Raw genomic sequence first — 15,718 nt, 5'->3', positions numbered from 1 at the left:
CACATGCTGGCCCTCGGCGCGGTCCACACCGGTATTGTGCAGCATTCCGGTGCGCTGCCGCTCGACCGTGCGGCCGAACTGCTCGACCTCGTCGAGGGCGCCGCCGTGGTGTCGGTCCGCCGCCCGATGGCCTGCACGACCTCACCCGAGATGCTCACCGGCGTCGACTGTGACGCGCCCAGCAGCACCGGACGTCGCGTACGGGTCGTCGGCACGGTCATCGGCCGGGTGAGCGTCACCGGTGGCCGCATCGCGCAGTCCTCGGTGGATACCCGGCTGCAACGGGCCGCGATCAGCACTCGCCTGCCGTGGCAGATCTACCTCGGCCGGCCCGGGCAGCTGGACGCGATCGGCAAGGTGAGCGCGCCCGCCGTGGTCGACGGGTACCTGCGTGGCGGCGCTGGCCGCCCCGAGGTCCCGCACACGAGCCTCGACCTGGACGCCGTGGCCATGCAGCTGCTCGACCGGGTGCAGCGTGGCGACCTGCTGGACCGGCGGCCACCGCTGCGGGCTCCGCGTACGACCCTGCGCTGGTCGATCATGGTGGACGACCGGTCATCGGTGGACGACCGGGCGAGCTTCACGGTCGGGGCCGGACAGGCGCGCACCCTCGAGGTGACGCTGAGCCGGCATGACCTGGCCGCCGCCCGACTCCTCTGCGAGGACCTGGCGCTGCACGACTGGCTGGTGACCACTGTGTCATCGGTGGTGGACGACCTCGCCGCCACCTCGTGGCCAACGCCGGTCCGGGTCCGGCGGCTCAACCTGCTCGTCGAACACCTCACGCGCCTGTGGATGCCCGGCGCCCGAGTGCCTGGTTCGATGAGTGCCCTGGCGCAGGAGCTGGACCGGCAGGCGGGCCTCACCCGCCAGTGGACGGCCTGCGTGCAGTGGATCCGCGACCAGCTCGCCGCTGCCACCGCCGTTCAGTCGTTGACGAAGATGTAGGCGATCCGATCAACGATCCGCTGCGGCAGCTCGATGTCCTCCGCCGCGCTCCGGTGCCGCAGTTCGTTCAGGAGGCCAGTGTCCACGGCGATCTGGCTCAGGATGGTCCGCACCGCGTGCTCCACCGGCAGCAACGGCGAGCGGAGCACCGAGCACGTCTGATAGGCGGTGAACGCCTCGGCGTCGGGGTTGAGCTGCAGAACCGGTGGCATCGTGGTCCAGTCGGGCGGCAGCGTCGCGGCCGGATCGAACCGCTGCGGACGGGCCACCACGGCGCCGTGACGGCGGAGCAGCCCAAGCCGCACCAACTGCCAGACCGAGGCCAACAGGGCGCACGACCACGTCGGCACTCCGGCGTCCTGCGACCACAGCTCGACGTCGACGAAGATGCTGTGCCGGGGGGCGGTGCTCTCCACGGGCGGCGCCCAGGGCACGGGCGGGCGCATGGCTGGCCGGATCTCGTCCGGAGAGCGCCGTCCGTTGCAGAGCCAGCCTGATTCGGTGGTGAGCGAGCCGGCACCGGTGACCCGGGAAGCCGGGTCGGGCACCAGGCGGTCGGCGACGAGCCGGGCGAGCCTGACCCCGTCCGCCTCGGCGCACGCAGATTCGCGAGCGAGGTAGTCGATGACGACTCCCGTCTGCTCGCAGGCGACGTTCAGCTGCTTGATCACCTCGTCCGGCGGCGGGATCTCGTTCGCGTAGTCGTCGACGAGGATGCAGGTGCTCACGCGGGGTCGGACACGGGGTGGCAACCGGCGGCGGCAGGATTCGCCTGCCGCCCGGAGCCACGGCTCGCTCCGAGCGAGATGCCGCAGCATCTCGCCGTCGCCGGGCACGAAACCTTCCGCGTAGAGATGACCCACCTCAACGGACAGGTGCGAGAGCGGAACGGATTCCGTACGCCGCCCGGCCGTCGCCTCGGCGAACGTGACCTCCACACCCATCATCCGGCCTCCTCGCCCTCGACCACGATCGTCAGGAGCCGCTCGAAGGAGGCGACCGTGCCGGCTCCGGCGATCTTCTGCTCGTGCTGGTCGTCGTCGCAGATCAGCTGCTCACGCCCGTGCAGCAGCGCATCGAACGGCACAGTCGTCCGATCGGCTCCCATGCCGCCGGCGAGCCTTGTCAGATCACGGTCACAGGCCCGCAGGAACTCCGTCTGCACCTGGCCGAGCGTCGCCCCCTCGGCGTACGGATCGATCACCCCGGTCCGTACGAAGTGCAGACCCTCCTCGAAGGCCTCGGCGTCGTGGCCGCGCTGGCGAGCCACCTTGAGCAGGCCGCGATCGTCGTGGACAAGGCCGGCGGCCGCCGTCACATGGTCGCGGGTCCACTTGTGGAACACGAGCCACCGCGATGGGACCTTCCGGACTACCGGCATCGCCGTGGCGGCCAGGGCCATGTCGACGGCGAAGGAGCGGCCTGCACTCAGATCGACGATCACGACCTGGAACTCCTCCGCCAGATGCAGGAGCAGTTTGGCGCACCGCTCGTCGATCGTGGGCGTGGTGACGAATTCCGAGCCGTTGCGGTCACCGGGGAACAGGACGAGCTGACCGGCGCCCGGCGGTCGACGGCGCAGGGCCGGGTGATCCGATCCGGCCCACACGTCGACGCGGTCGGGTGCACTGGTCTCGGCGAGCAGGTACGACTGCGTCCCCCCACGCGACGTGCCGCCCGCGACAGCGGACACGGCGAAGACAGTGCCGGCAGTCGGCGACGCGAAGCTGAAATCGAGGTAGCACGTGTCCCGCCCGGTCAGGGCGCTGCGATAGGCCACGTTGGCGCCGACCACCGAGCGGCCGGCCCCGCCCTTGCCGGAGGTTGCGAAGATGAACACAGCCACCCCCTTCCCCGGCACAGGCTAACCCGGCCACACAGTCCCAATGACAGTGGTAAATGTCTGCTCCCGCGAATTGCACGAAGTCCGCGGCCTTCGGGCTACGACTGCGCCGGGTCGTGGTTGTCTGGAGCGGACCGGCGCCCTGGAGGCCGAGGTGTACGAGGTGCAGCCAATGCCGACCCGCAACAACGACGTCGACTGGAACACGTTCCAGCCACGCGCCTATCACGCGCACAACTACCGTTCGGTGCGTCCCGACGACCTTCAGATCGTCCGTGCCACCAGAGACTTCTTCGCCACGGCGAACCTGCCCTCGCATCCCGCCCGCGGCCTCGACGTGGGTGCCGGCGCCAACCTCTATCCCGCCTTCGCCATGATGCCTCTCTGCGAACACGTCGACCTCGTCGAACACTCGCCGGCCAACGTCCGGTGGCTGCGGTCCCGGCAGAGTCGATGGCGGCGCTTCGATCACGGGTGGGACGAGTTCTGGCAGCTCTACGCGGAGCGGGACCGCTACGCCGCGGCGATGCGCGGCCGTCGCCCGCTCGCGGAGTTCCGGGCCAAAGCCACGGTCACGCAGGGCAGCATCTTCGACCTGCCACAGCAGCGATGGGACATCGGCACCATGTTCTTCGTGGCTTGCTCCCTGTCGGCCGACCGTGACGAGTTCGACCGGGCCGTACGCTGCTTCACCCGTGCTCTGCGGCCCGACGCGCCGTTCGCGACGGCCTTCATGACCGGCTCCGACGGTTACGACGTCGATGGCGTGCGCTTCCCGGCAGTTCCGGTCGACGCGGTGATCGTCGAGCAGACGCTGCAGCCGCTGGCCACCGACGTCAAGGTGGTCCCGATCGACTCCGAGCACCCGTTGCGCCCGAACGTCGGCATGGTCCTCGCGCTCGGGCATTCACGGGGCGCCTCGACAAAGAGCTAGCGCCCCTTCCGGAGCCCCGGGAGCGCACGCGGCGCGAACGCCATCACCGTGCCGCCGGAGGCGCGGCCGTCGGTCGAGAGTTTCGCCGCCGACCGCCTGCACCTATTGCGGCCGTTCTTCCTCGTCGATGGGGTAGGCCGCGGCCCACAGCGCACGGAAGACCTGCACGCGTTCCATCACCCGGGGCGTGCGCAGCACCAGGCGCGTCTCCGCGATGACCGGCATGGCGTCGTTGACCAGCGAGGACGCCGGGGTGGTCTCGTAGGACAGCACCCCGTCGAAGACGATGAAGTCGACGACCTGCGGCCGCAGCACCGGCGGGGTCCGTTCCCGGTCGAGCACCCGCACCTGAATGCCGAACTCCTCCTGCTGCCGGCAGGCGCGCTGCATGTCGGGATGCGCCAGGTCCCTGCGGTCGTCCACGATGAAGATCCGCCGGATGCGGGCCTCGTTCTCCTCGACCGCCTGCCGTTGCGCATCCAGATAGCGCTGGCCGAACTCGCTGCGCCACAGCCCCCCGTCCACCGAGGCGAGGCTGATCGCGTCGATCGACTCGCACACGTGCCGGGTCAGCCCCAGCAGCCAGTCCCGGTCCTCGCCGTAATAGGTGACGTCGCCGCCCTCGGCCATCTCCTTGATGAAGTCGGACATGTCGCGGATCTGAGTACGCACGAAATTGTAGATCAGCGGAGGCGAATCGGGGCTGATCTCGGTCGAGTGCTGCACGAACTGAGTCACCAGGTCGGTCTGCACGGCCGACGCCTCGATCGACCCAAACAATCGGGTCGCGTCATTGATCTTCGCGAACGCGTCCCCGACCAGCCTCTCCATGCGCACCTGGCCACTGCGTGAGGAGGCCTCCACGACGGCCAGCCGCTGCTCGAAGTCCACGAGAAAACGCACCAGTAGCGTGATTCCGCCGATGAGAATGGACAGAGTAATGCTCGTCGTCACCGGCTGCTTCAACGCATTGGTGATCAGAAAGGTGGCAGCACCCGTCGCGGCGGTGACGGCCATCTTGCGTGTCACGCTGGACGGCGCGGCAACCACGGTCACGGCCTCCTCGCTCGGGGTGCCAACGCCCGCCCGAGAGCCCCGTCGTCCCTGCTCGTCCGCCGCCATACCCCAAATTGCAGCGCATTACTTGAGGGAGGGCAAGCACTCGCTTGGCGAGCAGTCGTCCCCACGTTCATCCCTCACCGCAGGTCCGGAGAATCGATCTCCACATTCTCGGACGGCCGTTTCCGGCCGTCGGTCGCTTGATCGAGTTGCGACGAGCGGCTTCACCAGCGCAGGACCAGTGATCAACGCCACCGTGCCGGCCAAATCGCCGAGACGTGATTATGTCGGCGAATGCGCCTGTTATAGGTCGCCCGCCAACCGCACCACCGCCACCTCGATCGATCGGTCCGAGTAAGACTTCCGACAGATTCGGGCGAGGATGCGACACGCTTCGGCAGCGCAGAAGGCCTGTCCCGCCCATTCCCGTGCGACCAGCCGCTGTCATGAGCTCGGAAATCGTTCGGATCGGCGACAGGGTCGCGGTTCTGCGTATCGAACCTCAGCCGCGCTTGTGCTCTCTACCCGACGTCTACGGTGGCGCGCTCCCGCACGGCGGCGCGCTGCCGCCGGACGTCACGCAGGCCTACGTAGGCGACCGCGCCGGCGGCCAGGTACAGCAGGGCCTGCACGTTGAGCACGAGTACGACGCTGAGCACGTCGCCGAGCAGACCGGCGCCCGCCATGCCCAGCCCCTGCGACGCGTTGAAGATCGCGTAGTAGACGCCGAAGGCCCGGCCCAGCTCGGTGTCGGGCACGCTCTGCTGGATCTGCGCGAACGCTCCGCTGGCGTACGCGACGCCAGGCGCACCGACCAGGATGAACAACCCGACGTACCACTCCGGTTGACGGGTGACCGCCGGTCCGTTCCAGATGACCAGGCTGATCAGGGCGAAGGTGGTCGCCCCGAGGCTCATCAGCAGTCGGGGGCTGAGCCGGGCGCCCAGCATGCCGACGATGAGCCCACCCGCCACCCCTCCAATCGCCTGGACGCCCCGCAGCACACCGGTGAGGGTGCCGTCGGCGTGCAGCGCGCGGCTGACGAAGACCACGAAGAGCACCACGAACAGGCCCTGTGCGATGCCGCCCAGTGCCACACTCACGATCGTCATGCGTACCGAGCGGTTGCGCAGCATCGCCGTGAGGCCGTGTCGCCAGGCGGTGAGGAACGAAGACGTACGGTCCGGGGTCGTCGACTCCGCGACTGCGTGGTGGGCGGCGCGGCGGCCGGCGGAGATCAGGGCTGCCGTGATCACGAAGGCCACGGTGGCGCCGACGGCCAGATAGCGGGTTCCGTCGCGGGTGATCGCGAACCCGCCGAGCGAGCCTCCGATGAGCCGGCCCACGCTCATGTTGAGCGCTATCACGCTGTTGGCGCGCACCAGGTGGGCGGGCTCGACGAGGCGTGGCAGCACGGCGTTGCGGGCGGAGTCGAACGTCTGCGTCAGTACCGCCTGGGCCCCGGCGACAAGGGAGACGACCCACAGGTGGTGGTCGGGTTGGCCGAGCAGCGGGATCACCACCGTGGCCTGGAGCACGGCGACGCCGCTCATCAGCCGGAACCGGTCGTAACGATCGGCGAGAGCGCCGGCGAACGATCCCAGCGTGATGCCGCACAGCAGCTCGACGAGAAAGACGGCGGAGGTGGTGAGCGCCGAACCGGTCACCCCGAACACGTAGATCGGCAGCCCGGTGAGCAGCAGCCAGCTCGCCACGCTGGAGAAGAGCCCGGCAGCCCAGATCAGGGCGAATCCGCGGTGTCGCAGCAGCGTCACCATCAGATGAACTCCGGTGTGGCGTACGCCTGAAGGTTGAGGCTGACCGGCCGGGCATCGCTCGGGGGCGCGTTTCGCAAGGGGCGCAGGTACGGCCGGATGACGGCGTCCAGGGTCAGCGTGAGGTGTCGCAACTCCTCCGGAGTGAGCGAGAGCGTGTAGCTGTGGAACGTGGCGCTCTCCCGCCACTCGTCGGCCAGTTTGTGCTGCTGATGTTGGTAGCGCTGCAACGATCGGAACCCCTCGTCGAGCTCCAGGGCGGTCAGCGCATCGATGATCTGCTGCCCCTCGGCGTCATCGGGATCCGGGACGAGTTCGAGCCCGGTGGCGGCGGCGCGCCACGGTCGGTCACGCCGGTTGGCGCCCTCGGCGGGGGCCCGTTCGATGAGGCCGTGGCGGGCCAGTTGACGCAGGTGGTAGCTGCAGTTCGAGCCGGTGTCGTCCAGGGCCTCGGCGCACTGCGCGGCGGTTCTCGGGCCGCCGGCCAGCAGGTAGCGCAGCAGCCGCAGGCGCAACGGGTGCGCGAGCGCCCGCAGCTTTGTCGCGTCCTGGACGCGCACCCGACGTTCCGGCTCGTTCCGCTCCATCAGCACTCCCTAGTGAAAGACTCCTTTCGGTTATACGTCCTGGGAGCGGATTTACGCAAGAAGTCTTTCGCATCAAACGAGACGGGACCTCTCCCTGGCCACCGCGGTCCCGTGCTCCTGATCGGCGACGAGAGATCAACTCGGGTTCCCTGAAGGCGGGGGGTCCGCCGAGCCGGGACACCCCGACTTCCATGAAGGCGAGTGGATCACGTGCCAGCTCACCCCTCCCGCCCGCCGCACCCCGCCACTCATCTTCGCCAGCGGGAGCTGAATCTCAAGAAAGTTAAGTTCATACTCTTTGAATCTCAACATTCTTAAGATACAACTTTAGGCATGACAGAGCAGGCGATGGACTGGCAGGAACTCACCAGCCTGACGCGAGGGCAGCCCTTCGTCGTCGAGCGGGTGCGCCTGACGAGCAACGGCGTCGCGATCGAGGGCGAGTTCGAGCCACCCCAACTGGCTCAGCTCAGCGTCGAGGATCAGGTTTTCGTCACGGCGTTCGTGCGCTGCCACGGTTCGATCAAGGAGATGGAACGCATCTTCGGGGTGAGCTACCCGACGATCAAGTCACGGCTCAATCGGATCACGCAGATGCTCGACTTCGTCGAGACCGACCCGGCGCCGTCGCGGGCCGACATCATCGACCGGTTGCGCCGCGGTGAGATCACCGCCCAGCAGGCGCTGGCCGAGCTGGAAGGCCGGCCGTGATGCCGCAACTGGTGACCGTCAGGGTCAACCGCCCGGACCGCCGACCCATCCGCTTCTGGGTTCCGGTGCTCCCGGTGGCGCTCCTGCTCTTCCCGGTCGTGGTCCTGGTCGTGCTGGCGGCGATCGTGGCCTGCCTGATGTTCCGCATCGGTGCGGTGCGGGCGCTCGGCGCCGGTTGGCGCGTCATCGCCGCGCTGCCCGGCGCCCGCTTCGACATCGAGCAGGGCCGCACGGCCGTGCTCGTGGCCATCCGATAGGAGAGGTTCGAATGACCGAACAGCGCAAGGACATCCTCGACATGCTGGCCGCCGGCAAGATCACCGCGGAGGAGGCGGAGCAGCTCATCGCCGCACTCGAACGGGATCAGGCACCGGCGGCGGCAGGTCTCGACGCCCGGCCGAAGGGCAAGGTGAAGTACCTGCGGGTGGTGGTGGACGCCACCGACAACGGCGAGCCCTCGCGGGTCAACGTCCGGGTGCCACTGCAACTGCTGCGGGCCGGCGTACGGCTGGCGGCGCTGGTCCCGCCGCAGGCCCTGGTCAAGGCCAACGCGTCACTCAGCGACTCGGGCATGCCGATCGACCTGACGCAGCTCAAGCCCGAGCAGTTGGAGGCGCTCGTGGAGCACCTCGACGAGATGACCGTGGAGGTGGATTCACCCGATGCCACCGTGCGGGTCTTCTGCGAGTAGGCGCCGTCTGATGGGACGGCCCCTCGAGAGGGTGCGGGAACACCCTCCCGAGGTCTGCGCTTGCCGCAGCAGAGCACAGGTGAACTGCCAACCTGAAGCTTAGCCACTCACTAGCAGACCAGCGGAGGGACCACTCGGACGGGTGGTCCCTCCGCGCCGTCCACGTGTTCCTTCGCCCATGGCGGACATGCTGAGGCGATGCCGTCTCCGAGGATGGTTGCCGGGTCAGCCAGGCGATCTCGATCGGCGGTTGGAAAGCTGAGCCGCCGTAACGGAAAACCACCCCCTGACGCACCCGAACGACCTCGAACAACCAGGCCTTCACCTGCGGCGTGGACTGGGCAGCGCCGTTCGGCCGCGACGGGCCTCTCCCGGGCCGGCCACGGCCCTGTAACCCCTGTCGGCTGCGACAGATCGGGCATGACGAAGCGTCCGGACCGACTTGCCGACGTACGCGGCCGATGATCGGATGCCGTCATGAGGGCCTGCCGGGAATTCTCGACGCGCTATCGGGCTGCCGACGGCAGTGAGCTGCCCCTGCTGGTCTTCGAGCCGGGCGACGACACCCCGCCGCGCGCCGGCGTCGTCCTCTTCCACGGCGGTGCCCTGCGCGGCGGATCGCCCGACGGGCTCGTCCCGCACTGCCGGGCACTGGCGTCGCGGGGAATTCTCGCGGTGTCGGCCGGGTACCGGCTGTTCGGCCGTGGCGCTGCCAGCATCGACGACTGCCTCGCGGACGTGCGACGCGCGGTCGAGCAGTTCGGCCGGCTGGCGGCGTCGCGTGGGCTCGCAACGCCGCAGCTAGCCTCGGGCGGCAGCTCGGCGGGCGCTCACCTCGCGCTTCTCACGGCGCTGACCCCGGAGTCCACCACGACACCGCAGCTCGCGGCCCTTGTGGCCCTCAATCCGGCGGGGCTACACCTGCGCGCCATGGAGCCCGAGGCGCAACGTCGCCTCGAGAAGCAGATCGGTGTCGCCGCAGGCAGACTCATCGACTATTCGCTGATCGAGCTGGTGCGGCCGGGGAATCCGCCGACGCAGATCCACCACGGCACCCGCGACGAGGTCGAGCCGCTCGGCTCGGTGCGGCAGTTTCGGGACGCGATGGTCCGCTCCGGCAACGAGTGCACGCTCCTTGAGTACGAACACGCCGAACACGGATTCCACTACCCCGGCAACAGCACGCACTTCGACGACGTCATCGACACCACGGCGGTGTTCCTCCTCGACCGGACGGGTTGGCGAGGCGCCCTCTAGAGACAGATCTCCGTGTCGGGCGTGGCGACCGACAGTTCGATGTAGAGGTTCGCTCCCGGTGAGGGATCCGGTTCGGAATGCATCCCCGGCTCGTCAGCCCTTGGCCTGGCTGCGACGGGCCCGCCGACGGGGGGTGTTGTCGTCGCCGCCGGCAAGCCGGGTGAAGGTGAGCATGTTCGCCAGCGCCACGACGATGATCGCGAGGCCGACCTGGATCGCGAGCACTACCCAGTCCCAGCGCAGCACCCACACTCGCGCGCCGGCGCCGTCGTCGACATGCAGCGCCCTGGCGACCACGGTGCCCAGCACCGCCGAGCCGACGCCGATGACGAACGTGGCGAAGAGGCCGATCCGCTGCCTGCCCGGCAGGATGAGTCGGCCGAGCAGGCCGACGAGCGCACCGATGAGCACCGCGCCGAGATAACCGGTTACCAGCATTGCCGTCTCTCCCCTCCAGCAGTGCCGAGGTACATGCCCGATTCGCACGGTCCCGGAAACCCGCCCTGGCCGACACCGACCCCCGGGGATCACCGGTCCTTGCGCAGCAGGACTGTCACGGCCTCCCCGTCGGCCGTGCCGAAGGTGCCGTCGGTGGGATGCCCGAGCGCCGCGCCGAGGGTGCGGACGTGCAGGTCGACGACCGCCTCCACCAGGTCCGCCAGCACCGACACCGTGCCGCGGCCCCGTCGCCATCCCGCCAGGCACAGGCCGAGGCCGACGACCACCGCCGGCCACCACAGCAGGCCGAGCACCAGATACAGCAGGCCCCAGCCCACCCGTCGGGCGGCGGCGGCGAAGTCGGCCTGCGCGAGGGCGAGCGGGGCTCTGGTCTCCTCGGGCAGCAGCAGCCACAGTCGGGGCCAAGCGGCGGCCAGGTCCAGGCCGTAGCAGGCGCGCACCCGTACGGCCGTGGCGAGCATGCGGTCGCCGATCCACGTCGGCCGGTCCGGCTCGGTCAGCGCGATCCGGTCGCAGGCGCGGGCGAGCGCCTGGGTGTCCGGCAGCGGCCCGGTGGTGTCGTCGGCGGACCGCAACCGGCGTGCCTTGTCCCGCAGGGCGTTTTCGTAGCGGTCCATGGCGGCGTTCCACTGGCGTCGCCGCCGGCGGGTCAGGGCCTCGCCGGCCCGGCCCCAGTCCTGGGTCCACAGGGCCGTGATCAGGCGTTCCAGGCTCTGGGCGGCCAGCGCGGCGACGACGCTGCCCAGCACGACACCGAGCACGATCAGCAGCGCGGACCCGGTGCTTCGCGACGGCGACCCGAGGGCGAGTCGGTCCACCTCCTGCCGCAGCAGCCGCAGGTCCCACCAGTGGGCGTGGCCGAGCCGCACCGCCACGGCAGCCATCGCCACGAACACCAGACCGGGCAGCGCCAGGCCGGAGAGCCACCGCTCGGCCAGCTTGCCGCCGAGCGAGGCGATGACCGCGTTCACCGGTCCATCCGAAAGGTCGGCAGCGGGCAGTCCCACACCGCGCAGCGCGGCGGCGGCCCGGCGTCCGGCCGGGGAATCTCCACCCGGTCGCACAGGTCACCGGGGCACACCCGCACCACCTCCGGGCGGCGGCCGTGGATGCCGGCCAGCGGCAGGTAGCGGTCTCCCCGGACGGTCGTGTCGCCGCCGACCAGGCCGCCGAGGCGCATCAACTCGGTCACCTCGGCGAGCACCGCGTCCACGCCCTCATCGGACACCGACCGGTCGCGCAGCCGCGCCAGGGCCCGAGCCGGTTCCGGGCCGAGCAGGTCAGCCACCTGCGCGATGTCGGCGCAGACCCGGGCCAGCCGGGTGGCCCGGTCGTCGTCGAGCTGCCTGTCCGGCGCCGATTGACTCATCGGCTGATTATCTCCTGTCGATGTGGCGCGCGGCTGGCAGGCTGGGGGCAACCGCGACGGGGAGGTGCGCCGGTGGGTCGCTTCACGAGGGACGCCGTGGACCACTGGCGTCGTGCCGCGGCCGGCCGGCCGCGCGGCGACAGGCGGTGGGCCGAGGCCCAGGTGGAGCTGGGGGCCGCGCTGCTCGACCGCTACCACGCGGGCCAGGCGCGGCAGGACCTGATCGAGGCCACCGTCGTGCTGGAGGCCGCGATCCGCACGATGGCCGACTCCTTCCTGGCTGCGGATCTGGGTACGCCGCACGGTGTGCGCGCGCTTGCCACGTACACGGATGTGCTGCTGGCCCGAGCCCGCATCGAGAGTGAGCCGCAGCTCCTGGACATCGCGGAGCAGTATCTGCGGTTCGCCGAGGACGCCTCGGCCGACCTCGCCAACAGCGCGGTGCTGATGCTCAAGACCTGCCAGGTCCATCGGGTCCGGCACGACTTCGACGGTTCGGTCGACACGCTCTACCGGCTCACGGCCATCGCCAAGATGGCCGAGCAGTGGATCAGCGCGGAGCATCTGCCCGCGTTGCGGGGCATTCACGCCGAGGCGCTGTTGCGCGCCTACCAGCTCACCGGCGTGGAGGACTACGTCGACGAGGCGTTGGAGCTGGTGTCCTCGGTGGACGCCACCGGGCCCAACCAGGAGCAGATCGTTCTGCTGCGCGCCCGCTGCCTGCTGACTCGGGCGTCCGGGACTACCCACACGGCAGATGTCGAACGGGCCGTCGCGGTGCTGCGGGAGCACAACCCGCAGAGCGTCGACGCGCGTTTCCTGGCCGGGCAGACGTTACTCACCCTTGTCGACCGCACCGGCCGTGCCGAGCTGCTCCGCGAGGCCTGGGAGGAGTTCGCCGCCGCGCTGAGCACCGTCGGAGAGCGGCATCCGCACCATCGGACGGCGCTCGCCAGCCTCTCCACGGTCGGCATGAAGACGCACCAGCTGACCGGGGACATCTCCGCCCTGGAGACGGCGATCGGTCTGCTGCGCCGGGCGCTCGCGCTGTCCGTACGCGGGGAGCCCAACCACGCGTTGTACTCGGACCAGTTGGGCTACAGCCTGCGGCTGCTCTACGACGCCACCGGGGAGCCCGCCTATCTCCAGGAGGCGCTCGTCCTGCTGCGCCAGGCGCTGGACGCCCTGCCCGAGCGCGATCCGCACCGTGTCGAGACCGGGTTGTCCATCGCCCAGGCGTTGCGGGCGACCTACCTGCGTACCGGTGAGAAGGCGCTGCTGACCGAGGCCGCCGAGCGGGCGCGCGCCGCCGGGCGCATCGACTCCGGGGCCGTGCCGGTCCGGATCCAGGCGTTCGACAAGGCGGCCTACACGCTTACCGCGCTGGGCCGGTGGGAGGAGGCGACGGATGCCTTCGACGAGGCCATCACGTTGCTGCCCCGGCTGGCGTCGCGGGGGCGTACCCGACACGACCAGTACGCCGATCTCGGCTCGACGGCGGGGCTGGCGGCGACCGCCGCATCGTGCGCCATCGGCGCGGGGCAGCCGGAGCGTGCCCTGGAGCTGCTGGAGCGTGGCCGGGGCCTGCTGCTGCACCAGCGGTTGACGGCGGACGGCGAGTGGGCGGCGCTGCAACGCGTCGACGGGCGTCTGGCGGCGGACTTCCAGCGGATGCGCCAGGACTTCGAAGCGCCCGCCCCCGAAACGTCGCGGCCCACCACCTTCGGCCGGGACCGGGAGACCGAGTGGGCCGTGCTGCTGGCGACGATCCGCAAGCTGCCCGGTCTGGGCGATTTCCTGCGGGCGCCCAGCGCCCGACAGCTCCTCGACCAGGTCGACGGCACGGTGGTCGTGCCGATCGCGAGCGAGTTGCGCTGCGACGCGCTCATCCTGCGGGGGCATCGCGTGACGGTGCTGCCGCTGCCGGATCTGTCGCTCACCGACGCGATGACGCAGCTGCGGCTGCTCCAGGAGGCCACCACCACGGCGTACGACCCGGCGGCGGACGCCCGGAGCAGGCTGCGCGCCCAGTCGGCGCTCAGCGGCGTACTCGAATGGTTGTGGTCTGTCCTGGTCGGGCCGGTGCTGGACCGGGTCGACGCGCCCGGGGCGGCCGGCGAGCTGCCGCGCGTCTGGTGGTGCCCGGTCGGTCCGCTGGCCTTCTTTCCCCTGCACGCCGCGCAGGCCGGCGCCGGCCGGTCGGCGCTCGACCGGGTGGTCTCCTCCTACACCCCGACGGTGACCGCGCTCGCCCGCAAACGCACCGGAGCGCGCCAGTCCCGGCCGGACGCCCGGTCGTGCGTCGTGGCGATGCGCGCCACCCCGGGCGGCCCGGGGGCGCTGCCCAGCGCCGAACGTGAGGCCGCGTCGGCGGCGCGGGCGCTGCCCGGAGCGTGGGTCGGGCTGGACGCGGCGGCCACCCGGGAACAGGTCCTGGACCGGTTGGCCGACTCGGCGTACGCGCACTTCGCGTGCCACGCGGTGGCCGATCCGCACGACCCGGCGCAGGGCCGGCTGCTCGTGCACGACCACCAGGCCAGCCCGCTCACCGTGGCCGACCTGTCCCGGCTCGACCTGGACGCGGAGTTCGTCTTCCTGTCGGCCTGCGCGACCGCCCAGGCCCCGCCGACCCTTGTCGACGAGGCGCTGCACATCACCGGGGCTTTCCAGCTCGCCGGGTTCCGGCATGTCATCGGCACCCTGTGGGAGGTCGACGACGCGATCTCCCTGGCCCTGACCACCGCCTTCTACGCGCACGGCGACGCGACCGGGTCGGCGGCGTACGCCCTGCACTCGGCGGTGCGCGGGCTGCGGGACCGCTATCCGCTGGCGCCGACGCTGTGGGCGGCGCACATCCACACCGGCGGCTGACCTTTCAACGCCCGTCGACGAGCCGGACCAGCGCCCGGGCCCTCTCCGTGTCGGGGTGACCCGGCCCGTGCACGCGTTCGCAGCCGGCCAGCGCGGCGCGCGCCTCCGGACCCGCCCGCCGGTCACCGGCCTCGATTAACAGTTGGGCGAACAGCGTCCGCATCTCCAGGGTCCCCGGATGGTCGACGCCTCGGCCCCGTTCGCTGTCCGGCAGCGTGTCGGCAAGCAACCGGATCGCCTCGGCCCGTCGGTCCACCCCAGCTAGGGCTCGGGCCAGGGAGTGTCGGGCGTGCAGGCGTACCCCGTCGGTGGTGCTGAGGGCGCGCCCGGCGTCGTCGGCGAGCGCCCGGGCGGCCTCGACCGCCTCGGCCGCCCGGCCGTTGTCGAGCAGGACGACAAGCAGGTTGCTGCGGGCCTGGAGCGTCACCGGGCTGGTCGGGCCCACCGTCCGGGTCAGCCGCCGGACCACGTCGCGCAGGGCCCGCTCGGCCTGCTGGCTGTGGCCCTGCAGGTGCTGGAGCCCGGCCAGCTTCATCTGGCAGGCCAGGGTTTCCGCGCTGTCCCGGCCCAACGTCCGCGCCATGCCGTCGGCGACAGTGCGCAGCAGCGGCTCGGCCTCGTCCGTCCGACGCAGCTCGATCAGCAACCAGCCGAGGTTGTTGCCGCTGCGCAACGTCTCGGCGTCGGAGTCGCCCAGCACCCGACGCCGCGCCTCGTAGACGTCTCGTTGCACCCGTTCGGCCTCGGCGTGGCCGCCGCGCTGCCAGAGCGCGAAGGCCAGGCTGTGCTGGCTGCGCATCGTGTCCGGATGCTCCGGCCCGAGCGCCGAGCTGCGCAAACCGACGATCTCCTGATAGACGGTCACGGCCTCGGCGACGTCGTGGTTGCGCATCAACTCCTGCGCGTAGCGGGTCCCCGCCTCCAACGTCCGCGGGTCGCTCACGCCGTACTGCTCGTGGTAGGCGTGGTACTGCAACCCGTAGGCGGTCGGACCGCCGATCGTCGTGGTGCTCGGGCGACGACCGCCCCCGCTGACGGTGATTTCGAGGACTGGCCCGGACGGCTCCGATTCGCGCGGTGGCTCGTCGTCGCGTTTACGGCCGCGATTGAACCATCTGCCCATCGCGCGCACCCCCTGCGGTGTCGACGCCCAACGATATCGATCCTGACGGATTCCGTCACGGCAGGTGCTGAGCGGGTGCGGCCGACACGCG

Annotated in this window: 16 protein-coding genes; 7 read left to right on the top strand and 9 right to left on the bottom strand. The window is 70.6% G+C overall.

Features of this window, described 5'->3' with window-relative positions; genetic code table 11:
• Nucleotides 1-3 precede the first annotated feature (3 nt).
• A complete protein-coding gene (locus tag AB0K10_RS20445; protein ID WP_363685615.1) occupies nt 4-948 on the top strand; it encodes an SCO2521 family protein in 945 nt (314 codons plus the stop codon).
• Here AB0K10_RS20445 and AB0K10_RS20440 read toward each other — a convergent pair.
• Together AB0K10_RS20440 and AB0K10_RS20435 are read right to left on the bottom strand one after the other, a co-directional pair.
• Nucleotides 927-1,895 carry an SCO2522 family protein gene (locus tag AB0K10_RS20440; protein WP_363685613.1) on the bottom strand — a complete coding sequence of 323 codons (969 nt, stop codon included), beginning with the start codon at nt 1,893-1,895 and terminating at the stop codon, nt 927-929. The two genes, AB0K10_RS20445 and AB0K10_RS20440, sit on opposite strands and share 22 nt — an antisense overlap.
• Nucleotides 1,892-2,788 (bottom strand): SCO2523 family variant P-loop protein, encoded by an 897-nt coding sequence (locus AB0K10_RS20435; protein ID WP_363685611.1) that lies wholly within the window; start codon nt 2,786-2,788, stop codon nt 1,892-1,894. The genes AB0K10_RS20440 and AB0K10_RS20435 overlap by 4 nt, the downstream gene beginning before the upstream one ends.
• Nucleotides 2,789-2,963: 175 nt before the next feature.
• Here AB0K10_RS20435 and AB0K10_RS20430 point away from each other — a divergent pair, with 175 nt between their 5' ends.
• Nucleotides 2,964-3,725, top strand: a complete 762-nt coding sequence (locus AB0K10_RS20430; RefSeq protein WP_363685751.1) for an SCO2525 family SAM-dependent methyltransferase — start codon at nt 2,964-2,966, stop codon at nt 3,723-3,725.
• A 102-nt stretch (nt 3,726-3,827) separates the two neighbouring features.
• Here the strand turns inward: AB0K10_RS20430 and AB0K10_RS20425 are convergent, their stop codons facing one another.
• From AB0K10_RS20425 to AB0K10_RS20415, 3 genes are all read right to left on the bottom strand, one after another.
• On the bottom strand, nt 3,828-4,847 hold the full coding sequence (locus AB0K10_RS20425; protein ID WP_363685609.1) for a hypothetical protein: 1,020 nt from the start codon (nt 4,845-4,847) through the stop codon (nt 3,828-3,830).
• 458 nt (nt 4,848-5,305) lie between these two features.
• Entirely contained in the window at nt 5,306-6,562 is a 1,257-nt protein-coding gene (locus AB0K10_RS20420; protein ID WP_363685607.1) for an MFS transporter, read from the bottom strand.
• Nucleotides 6,562-7,146 carry a helix-turn-helix domain-containing protein gene (locus AB0K10_RS20415; protein ID WP_363685605.1) on the bottom strand — a complete coding sequence of 195 codons (585 nt, stop codon included), beginning with the start codon at nt 7,144-7,146 and terminating at the stop codon, nt 6,562-6,564. The genes AB0K10_RS20420 and AB0K10_RS20415 overlap by 1 nt, the downstream gene beginning before the upstream one ends.
• A gap of 333 nt (nt 7,147-7,479) precedes the next feature.
• Here AB0K10_RS20415 and AB0K10_RS20410 point away from each other — a divergent pair, with 333 nt between their 5' ends.
• From AB0K10_RS20410 to AB0K10_RS20395, 4 genes are all read left to right on the top strand, one after another.
• The gene (locus AB0K10_RS20410) at nt 7,480-7,857 is read left to right on the top strand and encodes a DUF2089 domain-containing protein (protein ID WP_363685603.1); all 378 of its coding nucleotides are present in this window, start codon (nt 7,480-7,482) and stop codon (nt 7,855-7,857) included.
• A complete protein-coding gene (locus AB0K10_RS20405) occupies nt 7,857-8,114 on the top strand; it encodes a hypothetical protein (protein ID WP_363685601.1) in 258 nt (85 codons plus the stop codon). The genes AB0K10_RS20410 and AB0K10_RS20405 overlap by 1 nt, the downstream gene beginning before the upstream one ends.
• Nucleotides 8,115-8,125: 11 nt before the next feature.
• The gene (locus AB0K10_RS20400) at nt 8,126-8,548 is read left to right on the top strand and encodes a hypothetical protein (RefSeq protein WP_363685599.1); all 423 of its coding nucleotides are present in this window, start codon (nt 8,126-8,128) and stop codon (nt 8,546-8,548) included.
• Nucleotides 8,549-9,025: 477 nt separating this feature from the next.
• The gene (locus AB0K10_RS20395; RefSeq protein ID WP_363685597.1) at nt 9,026-9,805 is read left to right on the top strand and encodes an alpha/beta hydrolase; all 780 of its coding nucleotides are present in this window, start codon (nt 9,026-9,028) and stop codon (nt 9,803-9,805) included.
• A 93-nt stretch (nt 9,806-9,898) separates the two neighbouring features.
• On the opposite strand, the gene AB0K10_RS20390 is transcribed toward AB0K10_RS20395, so the two are convergent.
• From AB0K10_RS20390 to AB0K10_RS20380, 3 genes are all read right to left on the bottom strand, one after another.
• On the bottom strand, nt 9,899-10,243 hold the full coding sequence (locus AB0K10_RS20390) for a GlsB/YeaQ/YmgE family stress response membrane protein (protein WP_363685595.1): 345 nt from the start codon (nt 10,241-10,243) through the stop codon (nt 9,899-9,901).
• Nucleotides 10,244-10,332: 89 nt separating this feature from the next.
• Entirely contained in the window at nt 10,333-11,235 is a 903-nt protein-coding gene (locus AB0K10_RS20385) for a hypothetical protein (RefSeq protein ID WP_363685593.1), read from the bottom strand.
• Nucleotides 11,232-11,633: a hypothetical protein gene (locus tag AB0K10_RS20380; protein WP_363685591.1), complete on the bottom strand. Its 402-nt coding sequence runs from the start codon at nt 11,631-11,633 to the stop codon at nt 11,232-11,234. The genes AB0K10_RS20385 and AB0K10_RS20380 overlap by 4 nt, the downstream gene beginning before the upstream one ends.
• Nucleotides 11,634-11,705: 72 nt before the next feature.
• Here AB0K10_RS20380 and AB0K10_RS20375 point away from each other — a divergent pair, with 72 nt between their 5' ends.
• Nucleotides 11,706-14,504: a CHAT domain-containing protein gene (locus AB0K10_RS20375; protein ID WP_363685589.1), complete on the top strand. Its 2,799-nt coding sequence runs from the start codon at nt 11,706-11,708 to the stop codon at nt 14,502-14,504.
• A gap of 4 nt (nt 14,505-14,508) precedes the next feature.
• On the opposite strand, the gene AB0K10_RS20370 is transcribed toward AB0K10_RS20375, so the two are convergent.
• Nucleotides 14,509-15,627 carry a tetratricopeptide repeat protein gene (locus AB0K10_RS20370; protein WP_363685588.1) on the bottom strand — a complete coding sequence of 373 codons (1,119 nt, stop codon included), beginning with the start codon at nt 15,625-15,627 and terminating at the stop codon, nt 14,509-14,511.
• Nucleotides 15,628-15,718: the final 91 nt, after the last annotated feature.

This window comes from Micromonospora sp. NPDC049274, assembly GCF_040678875.1.
Classification (GTDB): Bacteria; Actinomycetota; Actinomycetes; order Mycobacteriales; family Micromonosporaceae; genus Micromonospora.
The sequence above is the reverse complement of the archived record's forward strand: the minus strand, read 5'-3'. Positions and strand labels throughout refer to the sequence as shown.

Coding starts and splice junctions, on each gene's coding strand:
- AB0K10_RS20400 (WP_363685599.1), top strand. CDS start 8,126: ATGACCGAACAGCGCAAGGACATCCTCGACATGCTGGCCGCCGGCAAG.
- AB0K10_RS20380 (WP_363685591.1), bottom strand. CDS start 11,633: ATGAGTCAATCGGCGCCGGACAGGCAGCTCGACGACGACCGGGCCACC.
- AB0K10_RS20390 (WP_363685595.1), bottom strand. CDS start 10,243: ATGCTGGTAACCGGTTATCTCGGCGCGGTGCTCATCGGTGCGCTCGTC.
- AB0K10_RS20440 (WP_363685613.1), bottom strand. CDS start 1,895: ATGATGGGTGTGGAGGTCACGTTCGCCGAGGCGACGGCCGGGCGGCGT.
- AB0K10_RS20420 (WP_363685607.1), bottom strand. CDS start 6,562: ATGGTGACGCTGCTGCGACACCGCGGATTCGCCCTGATCTGGGCTGCC.
- AB0K10_RS20425 (WP_363685609.1), bottom strand. CDS start 4,847: ATGGCGGCGGACGAGCAGGGACGACGGGGCTCTCGGGCGGGCGTTGGC.
- AB0K10_RS20430 (WP_363685751.1), top strand. CDS start 2,964: ATGCCGACCCGCAACAACGACGTCGACTGGAACACGTTCCAGCCACGC.
- AB0K10_RS20415 (WP_363685605.1), bottom strand. CDS start 7,146: ATGGAGCGGAACGAGCCGGAACGTCGGGTGCGCGTCCAGGACGCGACA.
- AB0K10_RS20405 (WP_363685601.1), top strand. CDS start 7,857: ATGCCGCAACTGGTGACCGTCAGGGTCAACCGCCCGGACCGCCGACCC.
- AB0K10_RS20445 (WP_363685615.1), top strand. CDS start 4: ATGCTGGCCCTCGGCGCGGTCCACACCGGTATTGTGCAGCATTCCGGT.
- AB0K10_RS20410 (WP_363685603.1), top strand. CDS start 7,480: ATGACAGAGCAGGCGATGGACTGGCAGGAACTCACCAGCCTGACGCGA.
- AB0K10_RS20370 (WP_363685588.1), bottom strand. CDS start 15,627: ATGGGCAGATGGTTCAATCGCGGCCGTAAACGCGACGACGAGCCACCG.
- AB0K10_RS20395 (WP_363685597.1), top strand. CDS start 9,026: ATGAGGGCCTGCCGGGAATTCTCGACGCGCTATCGGGCTGCCGACGGC.